Here is an 18,025-nt window from a genome sequence, read left to right on the forward strand (position 1 = left end):
GGACAGGTTAGCGCTAAGCGAACGATGTATTACGGATAGCTGTAAGTCTTTATTTTACGAGCCTAACTGGCTGCTAGACTGTCTGGCGCCGGGCGCGCGCCCTCCAGGCCGGGCGGGCAGGCGGCTTTTTCTTGATGGTGAGCGCCGGTCTGTGGCGCCCGCCCCTTCACTCCCGGCGTACGATTCGGGAGGCGAAGAAACCGTCGACTCCGGCGAGGCGAGGCTCCGCATGGGGCAGCATGGTCGGCAAGGTGCGCATGTCGCCGTCTTCGTTCACGAATTCGGCGGGAACCATGTCCTTGCGCGGCTCGAGCGGCTCGCGCCTGAAATCCGGGTTGCGACGCAGGAACGCCGCAATCTGCAACTCGCCCTCTTCCGGCTCCAGCGAGCAGGTGCAGTAGACGATTCTGCCGCCCGGTCTGACCAGAGTCGCGGCGCGGTCGAGCATTTTCGCCTGAATCGAGGCGAGCCCCTCGATATCTCCCGGTTTTTTGGTCCAGGGCACGTCGGGATGCCGTCTGATGGTGCCGGTGGCCGAGCACGGAGCGTCGACCAGGATGGCGTCGAAGGGCGACGCGGAAAAGCCGGTGGCGTCCGAGACCGCAATCTCCGCATGCAGCTTCAGGCGATTGAGGTTCGCGGCAAGCAGTTTCAGCCTCTCGGCCGAGCGATCCAGCGCCACGACACGAGCCCCCGACAAGGCGAGTTGCGCAGTCTTGCCGCCCGGCGCCGCGCACATGTCGAGCACGCGCTCGTCGGCTTTCGCCGCAAGGAAGCGCGCCGGCAAGGCGGCGGCCGCGTCCTGAACCCACCATTCGCCGTCCCGATAGCCGTCGAGCTCGGCGATCGGCGTGCGCTCCACCAGCCGGACCGACCCGGTAGGCAGAAGAACCCCGCCCAATCTCTCGGCCCAGCCTTCCGCGTCGCTCTTGCAGGAAAGATCGAGAGGGGGCTCCATCATGTGCATGGCGGAAATCGCTCTCGCCGCCGCCTCCCCATAGGTCCTGCGCCAGCGCTGCGCCATCCAGGGCGGCGCGTCGAATTCCCCGCTCGCCGCCAGTTCCAGAAACTCCTCGCGCCGCCGCTGCAGATTGCGGAGCACCGCATTGACCAGACCCGCGAAGCCGGCGCTCTTGGGCTCGAGCCGGGCTGCGCGGACGGCGAGGTCGACCGCCGCGTGATCGGCGGCGTCGAGAAACAATATCTGGGCGGCGCCGGCGATGAGGGGCCATTCCAGCCGGGCGGCCTGTCGCGGCAGGCCTTTTTCCAGCAGGATCGAAAGCGCCTTGCGAATGACGCCCAGCCGGCGGAGCGCGGTCGTGGCGATCGAACGCACGAGAGCGACGTCGCGGGGGGCGAGGCCGGTCAGTCGCGCCGGCACGGCGAGGGGAGAGAAGCATTCGTCCAGGCGATGGCCGCCATGGGCGACATCCGCGATGATATGGGCGGCGGCGATACGCGCCGGCAGGCCGGGGACTTTCATGGCCTCGGCTTCGCGGGCCGCATCGGCCGGAACGAAACCTTGCCTGTTGGCCGCGCGGGCCGCAGGTCTGGCTCGCTTGGCGAATGGTCTAGTAGTATCAGTCACGCGCAGCCCGCTCCCGGCCCAAAAACGGCGAATCATACCATAGGCCGCCGCCGAGGGCGCATGAAAGGTCAAAGATGGGTGAGACGGACACGCCTCTGTGCAAAGCTCCCGGCGAGGACGCCCCCGCAGAGCCCGGGCGGTCGCGGGCGCTGCCCCCGGCGGCGCAGCGCGCCCTGGAAGAGGCGGCGCAGCGCAGGAAAGCCGCTTCGCCCAAAGCCGCCCCGGAGGAAATCGGCGGCCGGGGCGGGGAAGACCCGGCGCGCTACGGCGACTGGGAAGTCAAGGGGATCGCCAGCGACTTCTGAGGGCGCCGGCGGCGCGGCTTGCGCAGCGCCCCCTCCGGGCAGCTTATTGGCATGGCGAGCCTTGATCCCCAACACCCCGAGCACGCAAAAAACATTACTCTTGCAGAACGCGTTCGCGCAGAAACTCCAGCGTGCGCCGCCATGCGTCTTGCGCCGCCTCGGGCCTATAGCTCTCGCGATAGTCGGCGAAGAAAGCGTGCGGGGCGTCCGCATAGACGACGATTTCGGCCGGGACCGCGGCCTCGCCCAGCTTCGCTCTCATTTCGTCGATTTGATCCAGGGGGATCGACGGATCGGCGCCGCCGTAGAGCCCCAGAACCGGGATCTCGATTTCCTGCGCGATGTCGAGCGGCCAGAGCGGCTGGTTCGCCGTCTTGTCGCCGCCGAGCCGGCCGTACCAGGGAATCGCCGCGCGCAGGCGCGGATTGTGTCGCGCGTAGAGCCACGCCATTCTGCCGCCCCAGCAAAAGCCGGTGATCGCCGAGCGTGAGACGTCTCCGGCCGAGGCGGCGGCGAAGTCCAGCGCCGAATCGAAATCGGTCATGACTCCGGAGTCCGGCGCCGCCAGAATGATCCGCCTGATCGCGGCTATGTCGGGCGCAGCGGAGGGATCGCCGACTCGGAAGAAATAATCCGGCGCCACAGCGAGATAGCCGAGCGCGGCGAAGCGGCGCGCGATGTCGCGGATATGTTCGTGCAAGCCGAATATCTCTTGTGCGATCAATATGACCGGAAACCCCGTCCCTGTCGCCGGCTTTGCGAAATAGGCCGGCATGTCGCCCCTCCCGGTGGGAATGCGGACCTCTTTTACCTCAAGTCCTTTTTCGGGGGTCGCGATCCGTTGCGAGGAGATCGCGCCCGCCGCCCTGGCGTAATCGGAAGTGGATCGCTCTGTCATCGGCTCGATCTCCCTGGCGTTCGGAATATTGCAGTTTTCGGGTCGAATCCGCCTCTGGTCGAGGCGTCTCGAACAGCGCGGCTTCTCAAGCCGCCAAAAGAAGCGTATATGCCCGCCGCCGAACGTGAACTGAGCGCATGGTTAAAGCCCGGTTTTTTAAAAGAATGGCGAGGGCGGCGGAGGCTGGTCGGATTATGCAGGCCGCTCGAGGGTCTCACGAAACGCTCGAGCGTTTCTTTATGGAAATCGGCAGACGACCGCTTGGCGTGGGAAAAAGCGAAGAAAAACGAAGCTCGCCGCCAGCCAGGGCTCATCATAAGGATCCTTCATGACCGAGAAGCCGAGCACGGATATAGCGCGTTCCGTCGGTGAAATCGCCGCATCGGAAACGCAGGCCCGCCATCATGGCCGCGGTGCGTTTCCCGCCTTGCTGATCGGCTCGATCGGCGTCGTCTACGGCGATATCGGCACCAGCCCGCTCTATGCGCTGCGCGAGTCGCTGTCCCATGCCAGCAAGGCCGACCTGCTGACCGAGGAAGCGGTCATAGGCGCCGCCTCGCTTCTGCTCTACGCGCTGATTTTCACCGTCACGGCCAAATACGTCCTTTTCCTCATGCGCGCGGACAACCGCGGCGAGGGCGGCATCCTGTCGCTGATGGCGCTGGCCCAGTCCGCGCTCGGCCGGCGCGCCAACGCCGTCTTTCTGCTCGGGGTCGCCGGCGCCGCGCTTTTTTCGGGCGACGCCATCATCACGCCCGCCATTTCCGTGCTGTCGGCGGTCGAGGGCCTCGACCTCGTGACGCATAGTCTCAACGACTATGTCATCCCCATCACCTTGGCGATCCTGGTGACCCTGTTCTGGGTGCAAAGCCACGGCACGGCGAAAGTCGCGGCCTTCTTCGGCCCGATCATGATCGCTTTTTTCCTGACCATCGGCGTGCTCGGCGGCATGCACATTTCGGATGCGCCCCAGATCCTTCACGCCTTCGATCCTCTGACGGGCCTCTCCTTTCTGGTCCAGCACGGCTGGGTCGGCTTCGCCGTGCTCGGCTCCGTCTTCCTCGGCGTCACCGGCGCGGAGGCGCTTTACGCCGACATGGGGCATTTCGGCCGCCTTCCCATTCAGGTCGCCTGGACCTTTTTCGTCCTGCCCGCGCTCGTGCTCAATTATCTGGGGCAGGGGGCCCTGATCCTGTCGAAGCCCGAGGCCATCGACAATCCCTTCTTTCTGCTGGCGCCCGACTGGGCGCTGCTGCCCCTGGTCGTGCTTTCGACCGTGGCTACGGTCATCGCCAGCCAGGCGGTCGTGACGGGAGCCTTTTCGCTGGTGCGCCAGGCCATCCAGCTCGGGCTGCTGCCGAGGCTCGAGATCACCCACACCTCCGAAATGCAGGAGGGCCAGATCTACATCGGCCGCGTCAACCGGCTGCTGCTGATCGGCGTCATGATCCTCGTGATCGTCTTCAAGAATTCTTCCGCTCTGGCCTCGGCCTATGGCATTGCGGTCACGGGCACCATGGTGACGACGACGGCGCTGGCCTTCGTGGTGGTCTGGAAGAAATGGCGCTGGCCGCTGTGGGCGTCTCTCCTGCTGATTTCCACCTTTCTCTCGATCGATCTCGCCTTTCTCGCGGCGAATCTGATGAAGGTCGTAGACGGCGGCTGGGTCCCCTTGCTGCTGGCGTCGTGCTCGGTCGTCGTCATGTGGACCTGGGTGCGCGGCACCCATCTGCTCGCGGAGAAAACCCATCGCGATTCGATTCCGATCATGGATCTGATCGCCATGCTCCAGAAATCGAAGCCGACCCGCGTTCCGGGCGCCGCGATCTTCCTCACCAGCGACCCCAATGTCGCGCCCACTGCGCTCATGCACAACCTCAAGCACAACAAGGTCCTGCATGAGCGCGTGCTTGTGATCTGCGTCATCACCGAAGACGTGCCCCGCGTCCCGCCCGAGAAAAGATTCGAAATCGAGAAGCTTTCGGAGGATTTCAGCCGGGCGACGATTCACTTCGGCTTCATGGAGAGCCCGCGCGTCCCCGCGGCCCTCGCCGCCATGCGCAAGGCCGGGTTGAAATACGACATCATGACGACCTCCTTCTTCCTCGGCAGACGCTCCATCGTCGAAAGCGCGGGCTCCGAAATGCCGGCATGGCAGGACAAGCTCTATGTCGCGCTGACCAAGCAGGCGGCCAATGCGACGGACTTCTTCTCCATTCCGACCGACAGGGTGGTGGAGCTCGGCGCCCGCGTCACGATCTAAACCCGCGCTTATCCCATTCCGTGAAAGCAGTAGACGCCGGGCGGCCCAGAGACTAATCAGCGTCGACGGACGCCCGGCCTCTACCTGGAAGGCGCCCGAAGGTTCAAGGATACGCGAAAACCCATGCCGACACGCATAGACGCCCGTTTTGCCGCTCTTCGCGCCGAAGGGCGCGCGGCTCTGGTCACCTTTGTGATGGCCGGCGATCCCGACCTCGAGACTTCGCTCGAAATACTGAAAGCCCTCCCCGGCGCCGGCGCCGACCTGATCGAGGTCGGGATGCCCTTCACCGATCCGATGGCGGACGGTCCGGCGATCCAGGCTGCCGGGCTGCGCGCGCTCAGGGCGGGGACGACGCTGAAGAAGACCCTGAAGCTGGTCGCGGATTTTCGCGCCTTCGACCAGACGACGCCCATCGTTCTGATGGGTTATTACAATCCTATCTATGTCTTCGGCGTCGAAGCCTTTCTCGCGGCGGCCCTCGACGCCGGCGTCGACGGGCTGATCGTCGTCGATCTGCCGCCGGAGGAAGACGCGGAACTGTGTCTGCCGGCCCGCGCCGCGGGACTGAACTTCATCAGGCTGGCGACCCCCACCACGGACGACAAGCGGCTGCCGAAGGTTCTCGAAAACACCAGCGGCTTCGTTTATTATGTCTCGCTTACGGGGATCACCGGCGCGGCGCTGGCGGATTACTCGGGGGTGGCCGCCGCCGTGAAGCGCATCAAGAGCCATACGAATTTGCCCGTCGCGGTCGGTTTCGGCGTGAAGAACGCGGCGAGCGCCGCGGTCATAGCCGCGAACGCCGACGGCGTCGTGGTGGGCTCGGCTCTGGTCTCCGCCATCAAGGACTCGCTCGACGCCGAGGATCGGGCCGGGCCGGGCACGGCGTCTTCGGTCGCTTCCCTCGTCGCCGCTATCGCGGAAGGGGTGCGCAGCGCCCGCCGGCTCCGGCCGCAAAGCGTTTCGCCGCTCAAAAAGCTCTTCGACGCCTTCGCGAAGGTATGGTCATGAACTGGTATTCCGATGTCGTTCCGCCCAAGATCAAGGCGATCCTGAAGCGCGAGGCGCCCGAAAATCTATGGGTCAAATGTCCCGAAAGCGGCCAGCTCGTCTTCCACAAGGATATCGAGGCCAATCTCTATGTGGTGCCGAGTTCCGGCTATCACATGCGCTTTCCGGTGGAGGCTCGCCTCGCCAGCCTTTTCGACAACGGCGCCTACGAACTGATGACGACGCCCGAGCCGCCGACCGATCCTCTGAAATTCAGGGATATCAAGCGCTATGTCGATAAGCTGAAGGAATACCGGGTCAAGACCGGGCGCCCGGACGCCGTGACCGTCGCGATCGGGCGGCTCAAGGAAATCCCCGTGACCGTCGCGGTGCAGGATTTCGAGTTCATGGGCGGTTCGCTGGGCATGGCGGCCGGCGAAGCCATCATCGCCGGAGCCACCTACGCCCTCGAGAAGCGCACGCCCTTCATCATCTTCACGGCCTCGGGCGGCGCGCGCATGCAGGAGGGCATGTTCTCGCTCATGCAGATGCCGCGCACGACCATCGCCGTGCAAAGGCTGCGCAAGGCGCGGCTGCCCTATATCGTCGTGCTCACCAATCCCACGACGGGCGGCGTCACCGCCTCCTACGCCATGCTCGGAGACGTTCACATCGCCGAGCCCGGAGCCATCATCGGTTTCGCCGGCGCGCGGGTGATCGAGCAGACCATCCGCGAGAAACTGCCGGAGGGCTTCCAGCGCGCGGAATATCTCGAGGATCACGGCATGGTCGACATGGTGACGCCGCGGGCCGAGATGCGCGACACGCTGGCGCGGCTGTGCGGGTTGCTGACGAAGAGGCCCGCGCCTCGTCAGCCGGCCGCGGCCTGAATCGGAGGTCGCCCCTGATGGATCAGCGTGACGCGATCCTGTCGCGACTGCTCGATCTTCACCCCAAGAAGATCGATCTTTCGCTGGGACGCATCGAGAGGCTGCTGGAGGCGATCGGGCGTCCCGATCTTCGGCTCCCGCCGACCATTCATGTCGCCGGCACCAACGGAAAGGGCTCGACCCTCGCATTCCTGCGGGCCATGCTGGAGGCCGCGGGCAAGCGCGTCCACGTCTATACCTCGCCGCATCTCTTGCGGTTCAACGAGCGCATCCGGCTCGCCGCTCCGGGCGGCGGCAGGCTCGTCGAAGACGACGCCCTCACTCGGGCGCTCGCATTTTGCGAACGCGCCAATGGCGCGCAGCCCGTGACTTTCTTCGAGATCACGACCGCTGCGGCGTTCCATTTGTTCGCGAGCGCGCCCGCAGACTGGCTGCTGCTGGAGACCGGCCTCGGGGGCCGCTACGACGCGACCAATGTGATCAAATCGCCCAAGGCGACGGTGGTCACCTCCATATCGCTCGACCATCCCGAGTTTCTCGGCGAAACCGTGGAAAAGATCGCCTATGAGAAAGCGGGCATATTCAAGCCCGGCGTTCCGGCGATCATCGGATTCCAGTCCGTAGGCGCAGGGAGGGTCCTGGAGCGTGAAGCGCGGCGCGTCGGGGCTCCGCTGATCGTCGCCGGCGAGGATTTCCACATATTCGAGGAGAACGGCAGGCTCGTGTTCGAGGATGAGCTCGGCTTGCTCGATCTGCCGGCCCCGCGCCTGCCCGGCCGCCACCAGCACCAGAACGCGGCCGGCGCCATCGCCGCGCTGAGGGCGGTGGCCCCGGAAATCCCCGCCGAGGCTATCGAAGCGGGGCTGCGCAAGGCGGAATGGCCGGCGCGGCTTCAGCGCCTGTCCAGCGGCCATGTGCTGGATCTCGCCCCCCCGGGGGCCGAGGTCTGGATCGACGGCGGCCATAATGAAGACGGCGGCCGCGTCCTCGCCGACGCGATGGCCGAATTCGAAGAGAAAAACCCCCGGCCGCTCGCGCTGATCTGCGGCGCCCAGACCACCAAGGACGTCACCGCGCTGCTGCGGCATTTCGTCGGTCTGGCGCGCATGGTGATCGCCGTGCCGGTGGAAGGCGAGCACAAGAGCTGGGCGCCGGAAGAGGTTGCGGCCGCAGCCCGGGCCCAGGGCATGGAAGCGCGGGCGGCTTCGAGCCTCGAGGAGGCTCTGGCGCTGGTGCGGGCGACCGCATTCCAGGAGACGCCGCGCATTCTCGTCGCCGGCTCGCTATATCTCGCTGCGAGCGTTCTGGCGCTGAACGGGTCTCGGATCGAGTAAAGGACGCCCGGCTTTCGCCGGGGCTCGGCGCGCTTTCCGCTCGAATCCGACCGTTCGAGCGACAGGAAATCGCAGATTTAAACGAGCGAAGCGTATTTTGATCGCAAAAGCCGGCAACTTTTGCGCAAATGCGTTCAGCGAAAATGGCGGGCGCGTCGCCGTTCGGCCCCTTGGCGGGATTGTCGGACGAAGCAGAGGCGCAGCTTGCGGGAGCGAATGCGATGACCTTGATGTTGGCCAGCGTTTTGTCGCCGGCGGAAGCCGACGCCGCGGTCGAGCGGGGAGCGGACATAATCGACTGCAAGGATCCCTCCCGGGGAGCCCTCGGCGCCTTGCCGCTGGCGGAAGTCTCGCGAATCGTCGAGGCGGTGCGGGGACGCCGGCCGGTCAGCGCCGTCGTCGAGCTGCCCCATGACGTGACCCATGCGCGCGACGCCATCGAGGCCGCGGCAGACGCCGGCGCGGCCTTCGTCAAATTCGCCCTCCCGCTGACGCCGGACGCGGAGGAGATCATCGCGGAACTCGCGCCCGTGGCGGCCCGTCGCCGGCTCGTCGCGGTGCTGTTCGCCGACCTCGGCCCCGATTTCGGCGTTCTCGATCGTCTGGCCGAGGCCGGTTTCGAGGGCGCCATGCTCGACACCGCCCACAAGGGCAAAGGCCGCCTGCTCGACGCCATGAGCGTCGGCGTCCTCGCCGAATTTGTCGGGCGCTGCCGGGCTTTGAAGCTCACCGCCGGCCTCGCCGGCTCGCTGGAGTCCCCCGACGTTCCCCGGCTCCTGGTGATGGCGCCCGACGTTCTCGGCTTCCGGGGCGCTCTCTGCGCCGAAGGCGAGCGCCGCAACGCGCTCAGCGCAAGCGCCGTGAGCCTCATCCGCGACCTCATACCGCGCGGCGCGCCTTCGGCCGCGGAGCCCGGCGATCACGCCGGGGAGGTGGACCATGTCTTCGTTCGGGATCTCGTGATGCCGATGGAGATCGGGGCCTATGGTTTCGAGCGCGGCCATACGCAGCGCGTTCGTTTCAGCGTCGAAGTCGAGGTCTTCCGGACCAGCGGGCCGGACGACATGCGCATGGTCTTCTCCTACGACGTCGTCATGGACGCCATAAAGATCATCCTCGCCTCCGGCCATATCGAGCTGGTCGAAACCATCGCCGAGCGTCTGGCGGAGAGCATATTGCTGCATGAGCGCGCCCGGGCGGTGACCGTAGAGGTCGAGAAGCTCGATGTCGTCCCGCCCGCTTCCGTCGGGGTGCGCATCCGCCGCGCGAGGCCCGCTTCCGTCGCGGCTTTCGCCGCAGGGTCCTCAGTTTCTTCGCTGTGAAACCGGAAAAAAAGCGCCCGCTCGTCGTGAAACTGGGGGGCAGCCTGTGGCGCTCGCCGGATCTTTCGCGATGGATGTCGGCCTTGAAGGGCGCATCCGAAGCCATCACATTGGTTCCCGGCGGGGGGCCTTTCGCCGACGCCGTGAGGCGAGCGCAGCCCGAGATGGGCTATTCCGACGCCGCCGCCCACAGCATGGCGATGCTCGGCATGGAACAGTACGGCCTGGCGCTGATCGATAAATTCGAGGGGCTGCGCCTGGCTTCTACGCCCGCCGAGGCGAGCGAAATCCATTCGCGGGGCGAAATCGCGGTTTGGCGCCCTATGGACATGGCCGGCGCCGAGCAAGTCCCGGCGAGCTGGGACGTCACATCCGACAGTCTCGCCGCCTGGTACGCCCGCGAGAGCGGAGCGCAAAGCCTGCTGCTGATAAAGAGCGTCGACGCCGAGGCGTGCGACCCCGAAAGCCTTGTCGACGCCTGCTTCGAGGTTTATTCCCGCGAGCTTGAAGTGTATGTCGCCGGCCCGAAGGCGCTTGTCTCTGCATCCTCGATATTCGCGCAGGGCGGCGCGGTCGGCGCCCGCCTGGATTTCGCTCTCACTCCACGAAAGAATAAACCATGACGAAAGAGGTTCCGACCCCCCGCTGGGGCTGGGCTTTGACCGGCTCAGGACATTTTTTCACCGAATGCCTGGAGATGATCCGCACTCTCGACCACGTCGATCTTTTCGTCAGCAAGGCTGCCGCGGAAGTCGTGCGCATGTACAAGCACGACCTCGCGCTGCCGGACAATATCCGGGTGTTCAAGGACACGACGGCGAGCGCGGCGCCGGTGGGGAACTTCTATTACGGCGTTTATCATACGCTCGTCGTCGCGCCGGCGACTTCGAACACCGTCGCCAAATGCGTGTTCGGCATTTCCGACAATCTCGCGACCAATGTCTTCGCGCAGGCGGGAAAATGCCGCGTCCCCAGCATCGTTTTCGCCTGCGACTCGGCGCCCGAGCTCGAGACGCGCGCCCCCGCGGGCATGGTCAAGGTCTATCCCCGCAGGATCGACCTCGAAAACACCAATCGCCTGAAAAGCTTCGAAGCGACCCATGTGGCCGAGAGCCTCGCCGATCTTACCGCGGCGGTGGAGCGTCGGCGGCGCGAACTGGCCGGCGATGTCTGAGCGGCTGCTGTTTCTCACCGGCCATCTCGCTTTTCCGCGCCTGGAGCGCATGGCGGCGGGTTTTGGCGACGCGGCGAGAAACTGGCGCATTCACGATATCGGCGTAAAGGTCGCCGCGCTGATGACGCAGGAGATCATCCTGCGCAGGTTGCCGCGGCCCGTCGAGGCGGACCGCGTTATCCTCCCGGGCCGCTGCCGGGCGGATCTTGCGGCATTGACCCGGGAATTCGGCGTCCCCTTCGAACGCGGCCCCGAGGAAATCGCCGATCTTCCCGCCTATCTCGGGCGCAGCGGAGGCAAGCCTGATCTCTCGCGCTTCGATATGCGCATCTTCGCCGAGATCGTCGACGCCTCGACCATGACCGTCGCGCAGACTCTGGCGCGCGCAAGAAAGCTGGCGGCGGCGGGCGCGGATGTCGTCGATCTCGGCTGCCTGCCCGACACGCCATTCGCCCATATGGAAGAGGCCATCGCCGCGCTCCATGCGGATGGCCTCAAGGTCAGCGTCGATTCCGCGAGCCTCGCCGAACTCGGGCGCGCCATTGCCGCGGGCGCCGATCATTTGCTGAGCCTCGATGAGAACAGCCTGGCGCTGTTGCCGGACAACTCCCCCATTACGCCCGTGCTGGTGCCGGCGTCGCATGGCGATCTCGACTCGCTTCAGCGCGCTGCGGCCAGGGCCCGTGCGCGAGGCATCGGCTTCATTCTCGACCCCATCCTCGATCCGATCCATTTCGGTTTCGCCGATTCGATCGCGCGTTATGTCGAGATCCGGCGCCGGGAGCCGGACGCCGAGATCATGATGGGCACGGGCAATCTGACCGAACTCACCGACGCCGATTCCTCCGGCGTCACCGCCGCGCTGCTCGGATTGTGCTCCGAGCTGAACATCCGGCATATTCTCACCGTTCAGGTCAGTCCCCACACCTGCCGCACCGTGGAGGAGCACGACGCCGCGCGCCGCATGCTGTTCGCCGCGCGGGCCGATAGGGCGCTGCCCAAAGGCTATTCCGACGCTTTGCTTCAAATCCACGACAAGCGCCCCTTCGCTTCCACCCCCGATGAGATCGCGGAGCTCGCCAGAGACCTGCGCGACGCCAATTTCCGCGTCGAGGTCGCGCAGGACGGGATTCACGTCTACGCCCGCAATTTCCATCGCGTCGCCGCCGACGCCATGTCGCTGTTCGCTTCGCTCGGCGTCGAGAAAGACGGCGCGCATGCCTTTTATCTCGGGACCGAGCTGATGAAGGCGGAAACCGCTTTCAGGCTCGGCAAGCGCTACCGCCAGGACGAGCCGCTGGATTTCGGCGTCGCTGCGGAAAAAAACGCCGAGGACGAATCGCGCTTCAAGGAAGCGGGCCATACTTTGCGCAAATCGAGCGGGAGGTCCGATGCCGCTGATACGTGAATGCGTCGTCGCCACACTCAATGCGGCGGGCGAGCCGCATCTTGCGCCCTTGGGCCTGATCGAGGAAGGCGATCGCTGGATCGTCGCGCCGTTCCGTCCTTCCACGACGCTCGCCAATCTGGAGCTTTGTCCCAAAGCCACCGCGAGCTTCATCGACGACGCCGGGATTTTCGCCGGTTTCGTCACCGGTCTCAGGGACTGGCCGCTTGTCGATGTGCAGGGTTGGCCGGCGCCGCGCCTCGAGGCGGCACTCTCTCATGCGGAGCTGGAGGTTGAAAGCATCGTCGCCGACGCGCTGCGCCCGCGTTTTCGCTGCGTCGTGCGCCGCATCGAGACTCACCGGCCGTTCCTTGGGATGAATCGGGCGAAGGCCGCGGTGCTGGAGGCGGCTATTCTCGCGACGCGCCTCGATATGCTCCCGAGCGAAAAAATCGACAGCGAGATCGCCTATCTCGCCATAGCGATAGAGAAGACCGCCGGGCCGGCGGAACGCGCCGCCTGGGACCGCATCATGGCGCGGATTGAAAAACACCGGGCGGAGAACGGCGGGTAGAGCGCGTTCGACTCTGAGCGAATCGAACGCGGCGATGGCGAAATCTTTTTGGAAGGGCGCGCCTTGCGCCATTCCACATCGGTTACTCGGCAGAGTGGCTCACGAACGCTTCCATCCCTACCTGCTCATATAGCTTCCGATTGAAAAATTGAGTCTCGCGCCGTCATCGCGAGCAGCGTAGCGATCCAGGGAGACTGGCGCCGCTCTGGAATCTTCGCTGCGCTCGCGATTGCCGCGAGCCCATCAACCGGAAACTTCATCATTTGCACGGCGGATGGTTGGCGCAGTCATGCGCCCGCCCATGGGTCATGATGCATTTTTCAGATTTGCAGCAAACCTTGCAGCAGCTCACGTCCGACGCATAGACGACGCCGGCGAAAAGGGTGAGAGCGAAACCCAGGGCGAAGGGAAAATAGCGTTTCATAGTCGGCCTCCATTGTCCCCAAATCGTCGGGGCAGGACTGGAGAGGCGATGCCCTCTCCTGGATCGGGGCGCGTTCGATTCAAACACATTCGAATGCGCCCGACTTCATGATCGGCGCGATTTCTCCTCGCTCGAAGCAGCGGAAAACGCGCCGGCCGCGGGTGGATCAATTTGCGCACACCGCGCTTTCCCGCCGTTTATCGCTAGCAAGAGAACGAAGACAAAGCCAGTCGACCAAATGTCGCAGCGCATAGTCATAATTGCGTGATTTGACGGAAAGCAATCTTCTATTTCCAATTCTGAAAATATACGCTGCGACAATGAGTCCGTAATGGTCCTGTCATTTTGTGTCTATCATATACATTGATAAGGCGATTCTCGGGGTGCGGCGGCTCTGCGAATCCTAAAACTACTCCAGGTTGCGCGTGCATTTGCCGCGCGTTTGAGGAATTGGAACAATGGCTTTGAAAACCAATCTGTCCTCCCCGTCGCCGGTAGCCCAGAATTGCGCCCGCCAGCCCGATGTGACGGCCTATCTGACCTGGGGCGTTCTGGGCCTGATGGGGACCGCGACTCTGGGGCTGGGCTTTGCGCCGCGCGAGGCGGATGCGGTTCCGAGCTTCGCGCGCCAGACCGGCCAGCCCTGCGCCACCTGTCACACCACTTTTCCCGAGCTGACGCCCTTCGGCCGGCGCTTCAAACTCGGCGGCTATACGATGGGCGGCGGCATGACGCTGCAGGAAGCGCCCCCGATCGCCGCCATGGTGATTCCGACCTTCACCAAGACGGCGATCCAGCAGGACGCGCCGCCGACCAATCCCAACGGCTATCCCATCGCCCACACCAACGACAATGCCGTCATGCAGCAGGCCAGCCTGTTTTACGGCGGGCAAATTTACGGCAATCTCGGCGCCTTCATTCAGGGAACCTACGACAAGGCCTCCCAGCACACCTATCTCGACAACACCGACATCCGCTACGCCGACTCGACCAAAATCGGCGACATCGACGTGACCTGGGGCCTCGACGTCAACAATGGCCCGACCGTGCAGGATGTGTGGAACACCACGCCGGCCTGGGGCTTTCCCTATATAGCTCCGACCCTCGCTCCGGCTTTCGGGCCGCCGACGACCCAGATCGAGGGCGGCTTCGCCGGCCGTGCGATCGGGACGGGCGCCTATGTGTTTCTGAACGACATGCTGTATCTGGAAGGCTCGGTTTACAACAACCTCTCCAAGGGCGAGCTGAACGCGCTCGGATTGCCCTGCGCCAGCAACTCCGACTATGTGCAGAACGTCGCCGCCTGGGCCGCTCAATATTATCTTCCGGGCCAGCCTTACAGCACCGCCTGTCCGTCCAATTCTCTGGCGAGCGCTTCGCCCTATTGGCGCGTCGCGCTCGAGAAAAACTGGGGCGACCATACGCTCGAGATCGGCGCCTTCGGTTTTTATCCGCAGGTGCTGCCCGGCCGCGTGATGGGCTACGGCGTCGACTATTACCGCGACATCGGGCTCGACGCTCAATATCAATTCATCAACGACGTGCATGCGCTGACCCTGAAGGTTTCGCGCATCAGCGAATCTCAAAATCTCCAGGCGACCTACGCTCAAGGAGTTGCGGCGCAGTTCGTCAACGCCAACGGCATTACGAATATGTTCGGGCTGCCGCCCGTGACCGGAAACGCCTCCGCCAATCCGACCAATAATCTGACCAGCTTCAAGGCCAGCGCCACCTATGTCTATGACCACACCGTCAGCGCATCGCTGGGCTATTTTCATGTGCAGGGATCGCCGGACATAACGCTCTACGGCAATGCTCTGCTCAATCCCGTGTTCGGCGGTTCGGCCTGGAGCTATCCCGACGCCAAGGGATTGATCTACGACATATCCTTCATGCCGTTCAGCAAAGGCGGGCCCGACTTTTGGCCTTGGGCCAACGCCAAGATCGGCCTCTCCTATACCCAATATCTCAAGCTCAACGGCGGCTTCGCCAACTTCGACGGGCAGGGAACCTATTACAACGGCAGCAGCTGGCGCTCGCATACCGCAAGCGACAACAACACCCTGTTCCTTTACACCTGGATCGCGTTCTGAAACGGGGTCGGCGACGCGCCTTCGACGAGCGAAGCGCGGCGCCGCCGCCGCGCTATTTCCTGCCGAACAGTTTTTCTATGTCGGAGAGCTTGAGTTCGACATAGGTCGGACGGCCGTGATTGCACTGGCCGGCGCCGGGGGTGATTTCCATTTCCCGCAACAGGGCGTTCATTTCCGGCGGCGACAGACGCCGACCGGCGCGCACGGAATGATGGCAGGCGCAGGTCGCCAGCACATGGTCGAGCCGCCGCGACAATCCTCTGGCGTCGCCTTCCTCGGCGAGCAGGTCGGCGATGTCCGCAACCAGCCGGGCGGCGTCCACCTCCCCGAGGATCGCGGGCGTTTCGCGCACCAGCACGGCGCCGGGACCGAAGGACTCGACGACGAGGCCGAGTTCGGCGAGTTCCGTCATGGCCGGCAGCAACGCATCCATTCGACCGCCGTCGAGTTCGACGACGGCCGGGATCAGTAGAATCTGACGCGCGACGCCATTGGCCTCCCGCTGGCGTTTCAGTTTTTCATAGACGAGCCGCTCATGGGCGGCGTGCTGATCGACGATCACCAGCCCGTCGCGGGTTTGGGCGACGATATAGGTTTCGTGAATCTGCGCGCGCGCCGCGCCGAGCGGAGCGTCGAGATCGAGCGGCGTCGCAGGCGTCTCCTGCGCGCGCGCATCGGCGGCCGGCGCCGGGCGCAGCAGTTGTGTCTGCGGGCTTTCCTCGAGCCTCTGCGGCGCGCTCGGCGAGAGCCGCCAATCCCAATTGGCGGCGGCGGGCCGCCGGGCGGCGGGATCAAAGCTCCGCGCTCCGATCATATGCAGCGCCTTTTGCGCATTGCCGTCCGAACTGCGATGCGATGCGCCGGCGAGCGCCTGCTTCAGCGCGCCGACGACGAGGCCGCGCACAAGCCCCGAATCACGGAACCGCACCTCCGCCTTGGCGGGATGGACATTGACGTCGACCTCGGCGGGGTCGCATTCGAGAAACAGCACGGCGGCCGGGTGGCGGTCGTGCGACAGAAAATCGAGATAGGCCGCGCGGATGGCGCCCGCGAACAGCTTGTCGCGCACCGGCCTTCCGTTCACATAGACATATTGCATCTGCGCATTGCCGCGGTTGTAGGTCGGCAGCCCGGCGAGGCCCGAAAGCCGGAAGTTTTCGCGCAGCGCTTCGATGTGAACGGCGTTGGCGGCGAATTCCTCGCCGAGGACCTGGGCTATGCGATCGGCGCGGGCGCCGCTGTCCTCGCCACAGGCGGCGTATTCGAGCAGCGCGCCGCCATTGGCGAAACTGAAGCGCACATGGGGATGCGCCATGGCGAGGCGCTTGACCACATCGGCGACGGCGGTGGTCTCGGCCCGATCGGTCTTGAGGAATTTGAGCCGGGCGGGGGTCGCGGCGAAGAGATCGCGCGCTTCGATGCGCGTGCCGCCCGGCCAGTTGCCGGGGCGCAGGCCGTGGAGCCGGCCCGCCTCCACCCGGATCGAGGCGCCGTGGGACGAGCCCGCGGCGCGGGTGTCTATGGTCAGATCGCTGACCGCGGCGATGGAGGGCAGCGCCTCGCCGCGAAAGCCGAGCGTCGCAATATTTGTCAGGTCGCCGTCGGGAATCTTGGAGGTGGCGTGACGCTCCACCGCAAGCGCGAGGTCGTTCTCGTCCATGCCGCAGCCGTCGTCGATGACGCGGATGAGCTTGCGGCCGCCCTCCTCGATCGCGACGTCGATGCGCTTCGCGCCGGCGTCGAGCGCGTTTTCGACGAGTTCCTTGACGGCGGAACTCGGCCGCTCGACCACTTCGCCGGCGGCGATGCGGTCGATGAGGATGGGGTCGAGACGACGAACGGGCATGCGATTCTTCCAAAGGTCGACAGACTTATATCAGGCCGCGCCGCACTTACGGGCCCCGCACAACACCAAAACGCCAAAGATCGCCGCTAATCACGCAGTCGGTAAGCGTCGATCGGGAAAAGACCATGGACCTTCTGGAAGCCTTCTTTGCAGGACATCCGTTCTATGCGGCGGCGGGGCTGATCCTGCTCGTTCTTATCGTCTTCAGCGTTCGCATCGCCAATCAATATGAGCGGGCGGTGGTGTTCTTCCTCGGCCGTTATGTGCGGACCTCCGGGCCCGGAGTTTATTTCCTGACGCCGTTCCTCGAGTGGCGCACCACCGTCGACATCCGCACCATGACGACGACAGTGGAACAGCTCGAGACCATCACCAGCGACAATGTGCCGGTCAAGATCAGCGCGGTGGTGTGGCGGCGGGCAGTCGATCCGGCGCGTTCCCTCATCGAGGTGACGGACGTCGCCGATGCGGTGACGCAAGTGGCCATCACCTCGCTGCGGGGCATCATCGGCCAGCATTCGCTCGACGATGTGCTGAAGGCCCAGGACGCCATATCCGACGCGCTGCAGGCCAATATCGACAAGGTGACCGAGCCCTGGGGCGTCAAGGTCGAGCGCGTGCAGATGAAGAATGTGGAAATCCCCGAGACCATGCAGCGCGCCATGGCCCAGGAGGCCGAAGCCTTGCGCGAGAAGCGCGCGCGTCAGATCAAGGCGGAAGCCGAGTTGGAGGCGGCGGGCCTGCTCAAAAAGGCGGCCGAAACCATCATGGAGAGCCCGGCGGGGCTGGAACTGCGACGCATGCAGATGATCACCGAGGTTGGCGCCGAGCAGAACACCATGACGATCATCATGATGCCGAGCGAATTTGTCGAGATGGCGCGCGCCATCGGCGCGCAAGGCAAGGAAAAGGCGAATTCCTGAAACGAATCCGA

Annotated in this window: 16 protein-coding genes; 12 read left to right on the plus strand and 4 right to left on the minus strand. The window is 64.8% G+C overall.

Features of this window, described 5'->3' with window-relative positions; all coding sequences use genetic code 11:
• Positions 1–166: 166 nt before the first annotated feature.
• On the minus strand, positions 167–1,483 hold the full coding sequence (locus H2LOC_RS18355) for an RsmB/NOP family class I SAM-dependent RNA methyltransferase (RefSeq protein WP_425487345.1): 1,317 nt from the start codon (positions 1,481–1,483) through the stop codon (positions 167–169).
• Between the two features lie 179 nt (positions 1,484–1,662).
• On the opposite strand from H2LOC_RS18355, the gene H2LOC_RS18360 reads away from it, so the two are divergent.
• Complete coding sequence (locus H2LOC_RS18360; RefSeq protein WP_136497275.1) at positions 1,663–1,893, plus strand: DUF1674 domain-containing protein; 231 nt, start codon at positions 1,663–1,665, stop codon at positions 1,891–1,893.
• A 94-nt stretch (positions 1,894–1,987) separates the two neighbouring features.
• On the opposite strand, the gene H2LOC_RS18365 is transcribed toward H2LOC_RS18360, so the two are convergent.
• A complete protein-coding gene (locus H2LOC_RS18365) occupies positions 1,988–2,791 on the minus strand; it encodes a dienelactone hydrolase family protein (protein WP_136497274.1) in 804 nt (267 codons plus the stop codon).
• 328 nt (positions 2,792–3,119) lie between these two features.
• On the opposite strand from H2LOC_RS18365, the gene H2LOC_RS18370 reads away from it, so the two are divergent.
• The 9 genes from H2LOC_RS18370 to H2LOC_RS18410 all read left to right on the plus strand — a co-directional run bounded on the left by H2LOC_RS18370 (position 3,120) and on the right by H2LOC_RS18410 (position 12,728).
• A complete protein-coding gene (locus tag H2LOC_RS18370) occupies positions 3,120–5,054 on the plus strand; it encodes a potassium transporter Kup (protein ID WP_136497273.1) in 1,935 nt (644 codons plus the stop codon).
• Positions 5,055–5,177: 123 nt separating this feature from the next.
• Complete coding sequence (gene trpA, locus H2LOC_RS18375) at positions 5,178–6,068, plus strand: tryptophan synthase subunit alpha (protein ID WP_136497272.1); 891 nt, start codon at positions 5,178–5,180, stop codon at positions 6,066–6,068.
• A complete protein-coding gene (gene accD, locus H2LOC_RS18380; RefSeq protein WP_136497271.1) occupies positions 6,065–6,937 on the plus strand; it encodes an acetyl-CoA carboxylase, carboxyltransferase subunit beta in 873 nt (290 codons plus the stop codon). Before trpA ends, accD begins: the two co-directional genes overlap by 4 nt.
• A gap of 17 nt (positions 6,938–6,954) precedes the next feature.
• The gene (locus tag H2LOC_RS18385; RefSeq protein ID WP_136497270.1) at positions 6,955–8,271 is read left to right on the plus strand and encodes a bifunctional folylpolyglutamate synthase/dihydrofolate synthase; all 1,317 of its coding nucleotides are present in this window, start codon (positions 6,955–6,957) and stop codon (positions 8,269–8,271) included.
• A gap of 221 nt (positions 8,272–8,492) precedes the next feature.
• Positions 8,493–9,593 carry a (5-formylfuran-3-yl)methyl phosphate synthase gene (locus tag H2LOC_RS18390; RefSeq protein WP_136497269.1) on the plus strand — a complete coding sequence of 367 codons (1,101 nt, stop codon included), beginning with the start codon at positions 8,493–8,495 and terminating at the stop codon, positions 9,591–9,593.
• Between the two features lie 26 nt (positions 9,594–9,619).
• Positions 9,620–10,216: an amino acid kinase family protein gene (locus H2LOC_RS18395; RefSeq protein WP_246206887.1), complete on the plus strand. Its 597-nt coding sequence runs from the start codon at positions 9,620–9,622 to the stop codon at positions 10,214–10,216.
• On the plus strand, positions 10,213–10,767 hold the full coding sequence (locus H2LOC_RS18400; protein WP_136497267.1) for a flavoprotein: 555 nt from the start codon (positions 10,213–10,215) through the stop codon (positions 10,765–10,767). The genes H2LOC_RS18395 and H2LOC_RS18400 overlap by 4 nt, the downstream gene beginning before the upstream one ends.
• Complete coding sequence (locus H2LOC_RS18405) at positions 10,760–12,175, plus strand: DUF6513 domain-containing protein (protein WP_136497266.1); 1,416 nt, start codon at positions 10,760–10,762, stop codon at positions 12,173–12,175. Before H2LOC_RS18400 ends, H2LOC_RS18405 begins: the two co-directional genes overlap by 8 nt.
• Positions 12,159–12,728: a DUF447 domain-containing protein gene (locus H2LOC_RS18410; protein ID WP_136497265.1), complete on the plus strand. Its 570-nt coding sequence runs from the start codon at positions 12,159–12,161 to the stop codon at positions 12,726–12,728. Before H2LOC_RS18405 ends, H2LOC_RS18410 begins: the two co-directional genes overlap by 17 nt.
• A 259-nt stretch (positions 12,729–12,987) precedes the next feature.
• Here H2LOC_RS18410 and H2LOC_RS21425 read toward each other — a convergent pair whose 3' ends face one another.
• The gene (locus tag H2LOC_RS21425) at positions 12,988–13,152 is read right to left on the minus strand and encodes a hypothetical protein (RefSeq protein ID WP_162009800.1); all 165 of its coding nucleotides are present in this window, start codon (positions 13,150–13,152) and stop codon (positions 12,988–12,990) included.
• Between the two features lie 458 nt (positions 13,153–13,610).
• Here H2LOC_RS21425 and H2LOC_RS18420 point away from each other — a divergent pair, with 458 nt between their 5' ends.
• Positions 13,611–15,245, plus strand: coding sequence for a hypothetical protein (locus H2LOC_RS18420; RefSeq protein WP_154331719.1), 1,635 nt, complete (start codon positions 13,611–13,613; stop codon positions 15,243–15,245).
• Positions 15,246–15,297: 52 nt separating this feature from the next.
• On the opposite strand, the gene mutL is transcribed toward H2LOC_RS18420, so the two are convergent.
• Positions 15,298–17,091: a DNA mismatch repair endonuclease MutL gene (mutL, locus tag H2LOC_RS18425; RefSeq protein ID WP_136497262.1), complete on the minus strand. Its 1,794-nt coding sequence runs from the start codon at positions 17,089–17,091 to the stop codon at positions 15,298–15,300.
• Positions 17,092–17,216: 125 nt separating this feature from the next.
• On the opposite strand from mutL, the gene H2LOC_RS18430 reads away from it, so the two are divergent.
• Positions 17,217–18,014 carry an SPFH domain-containing protein gene (locus H2LOC_RS18430; protein WP_136497261.1) on the plus strand — a complete coding sequence of 266 codons (798 nt, stop codon included), beginning with the start codon at positions 17,217–17,219 and terminating at the stop codon, positions 18,012–18,014.
• The last annotated feature ends 11 nt before the right edge of the window (positions 18,015–18,025 follow it).

It is taken from the genome of Methylocystis heyeri (assembly GCF_004802635.2).
GTDB classification, from domain to species: Bacteria; Pseudomonadota; Alphaproteobacteria; order Rhizobiales; family Beijerinckiaceae; genus Methylocystis; species Methylocystis heyeri.

Excerpts from the sequence above, each read along its gene's own strand:
- trpA (WP_136497272.1), top strand. The coding sequence starts at position 5,178 with ATGCCGACACGCATAGACGCCCGTTTTGCCGCTCTTCGCGCCGAAGGG.
- H2LOC_RS21425 (WP_162009800.1), bottom strand. The coding sequence starts at position 13,152 with ATGAAACGCTATTTTCCCTTCGCCCTGGGTTTCGCTCTCACCCTTTTC.
- H2LOC_RS18365 (WP_136497274.1), bottom strand. The coding sequence starts at position 2,791 with ATGACAGAGCGATCCACTTCCGATTACGCCAGGGCGGCGGGCGCGATC.
- mutL (WP_136497262.1), bottom strand. The coding sequence starts at position 17,091 with ATGCCCGTTCGTCGTCTCGACCCCATCCTCATCGACCGCATCGCCGCC.
- H2LOC_RS18400 (WP_136497267.1), top strand. The coding sequence starts at position 10,213 with ATGACGAAAGAGGTTCCGACCCCCCGCTGGGGCTGGGCTTTGACCGGC.
- H2LOC_RS18430 (WP_136497261.1), top strand. The coding sequence starts at position 17,217 with ATGGACCTTCTGGAAGCCTTCTTTGCAGGACATCCGTTCTATGCGGCG.
- H2LOC_RS18410 (WP_136497265.1), top strand. The coding sequence starts at position 12,159 with ATGCCGCTGATACGTGAATGCGTCGTCGCCACACTCAATGCGGCGGGC.
- H2LOC_RS18420 (WP_154331719.1), top strand. The coding sequence starts at position 13,611 with ATGGCTTTGAAAACCAATCTGTCCTCCCCGTCGCCGGTAGCCCAGAAT.
- H2LOC_RS18405 (WP_136497266.1), top strand. The coding sequence starts at position 10,760 with ATGTCTGAGCGGCTGCTGTTTCTCACCGGCCATCTCGCTTTTCCGCGC.
- H2LOC_RS18360 (WP_136497275.1), top strand. The coding sequence starts at position 1,663 with ATGGGTGAGACGGACACGCCTCTGTGCAAAGCTCCCGGCGAGGACGCC.
- H2LOC_RS18355 (WP_425487345.1), bottom strand. The coding sequence starts at position 1,483 with ATGAAAGTCCCCGGCCTGCCGGCGCGTATCGCCGCCGCCCATATCATC.
- accD (WP_136497271.1), top strand. The coding sequence starts at position 6,065 with ATGAACTGGTATTCCGATGTCGTTCCGCCCAAGATCAAGGCGATCCTG.
- H2LOC_RS18370 (WP_136497273.1), top strand. The coding sequence starts at position 3,120 with ATGACCGAGAAGCCGAGCACGGATATAGCGCGTTCCGTCGGTGAAATC.
- H2LOC_RS18385 (WP_136497270.1), top strand. The coding sequence starts at position 6,955 with ATGGATCAGCGTGACGCGATCCTGTCGCGACTGCTCGATCTTCACCCC.
- H2LOC_RS18390 (WP_136497269.1), top strand. The coding sequence starts at position 8,493 with ATGACCTTGATGTTGGCCAGCGTTTTGTCGCCGGCGGAAGCCGACGCC.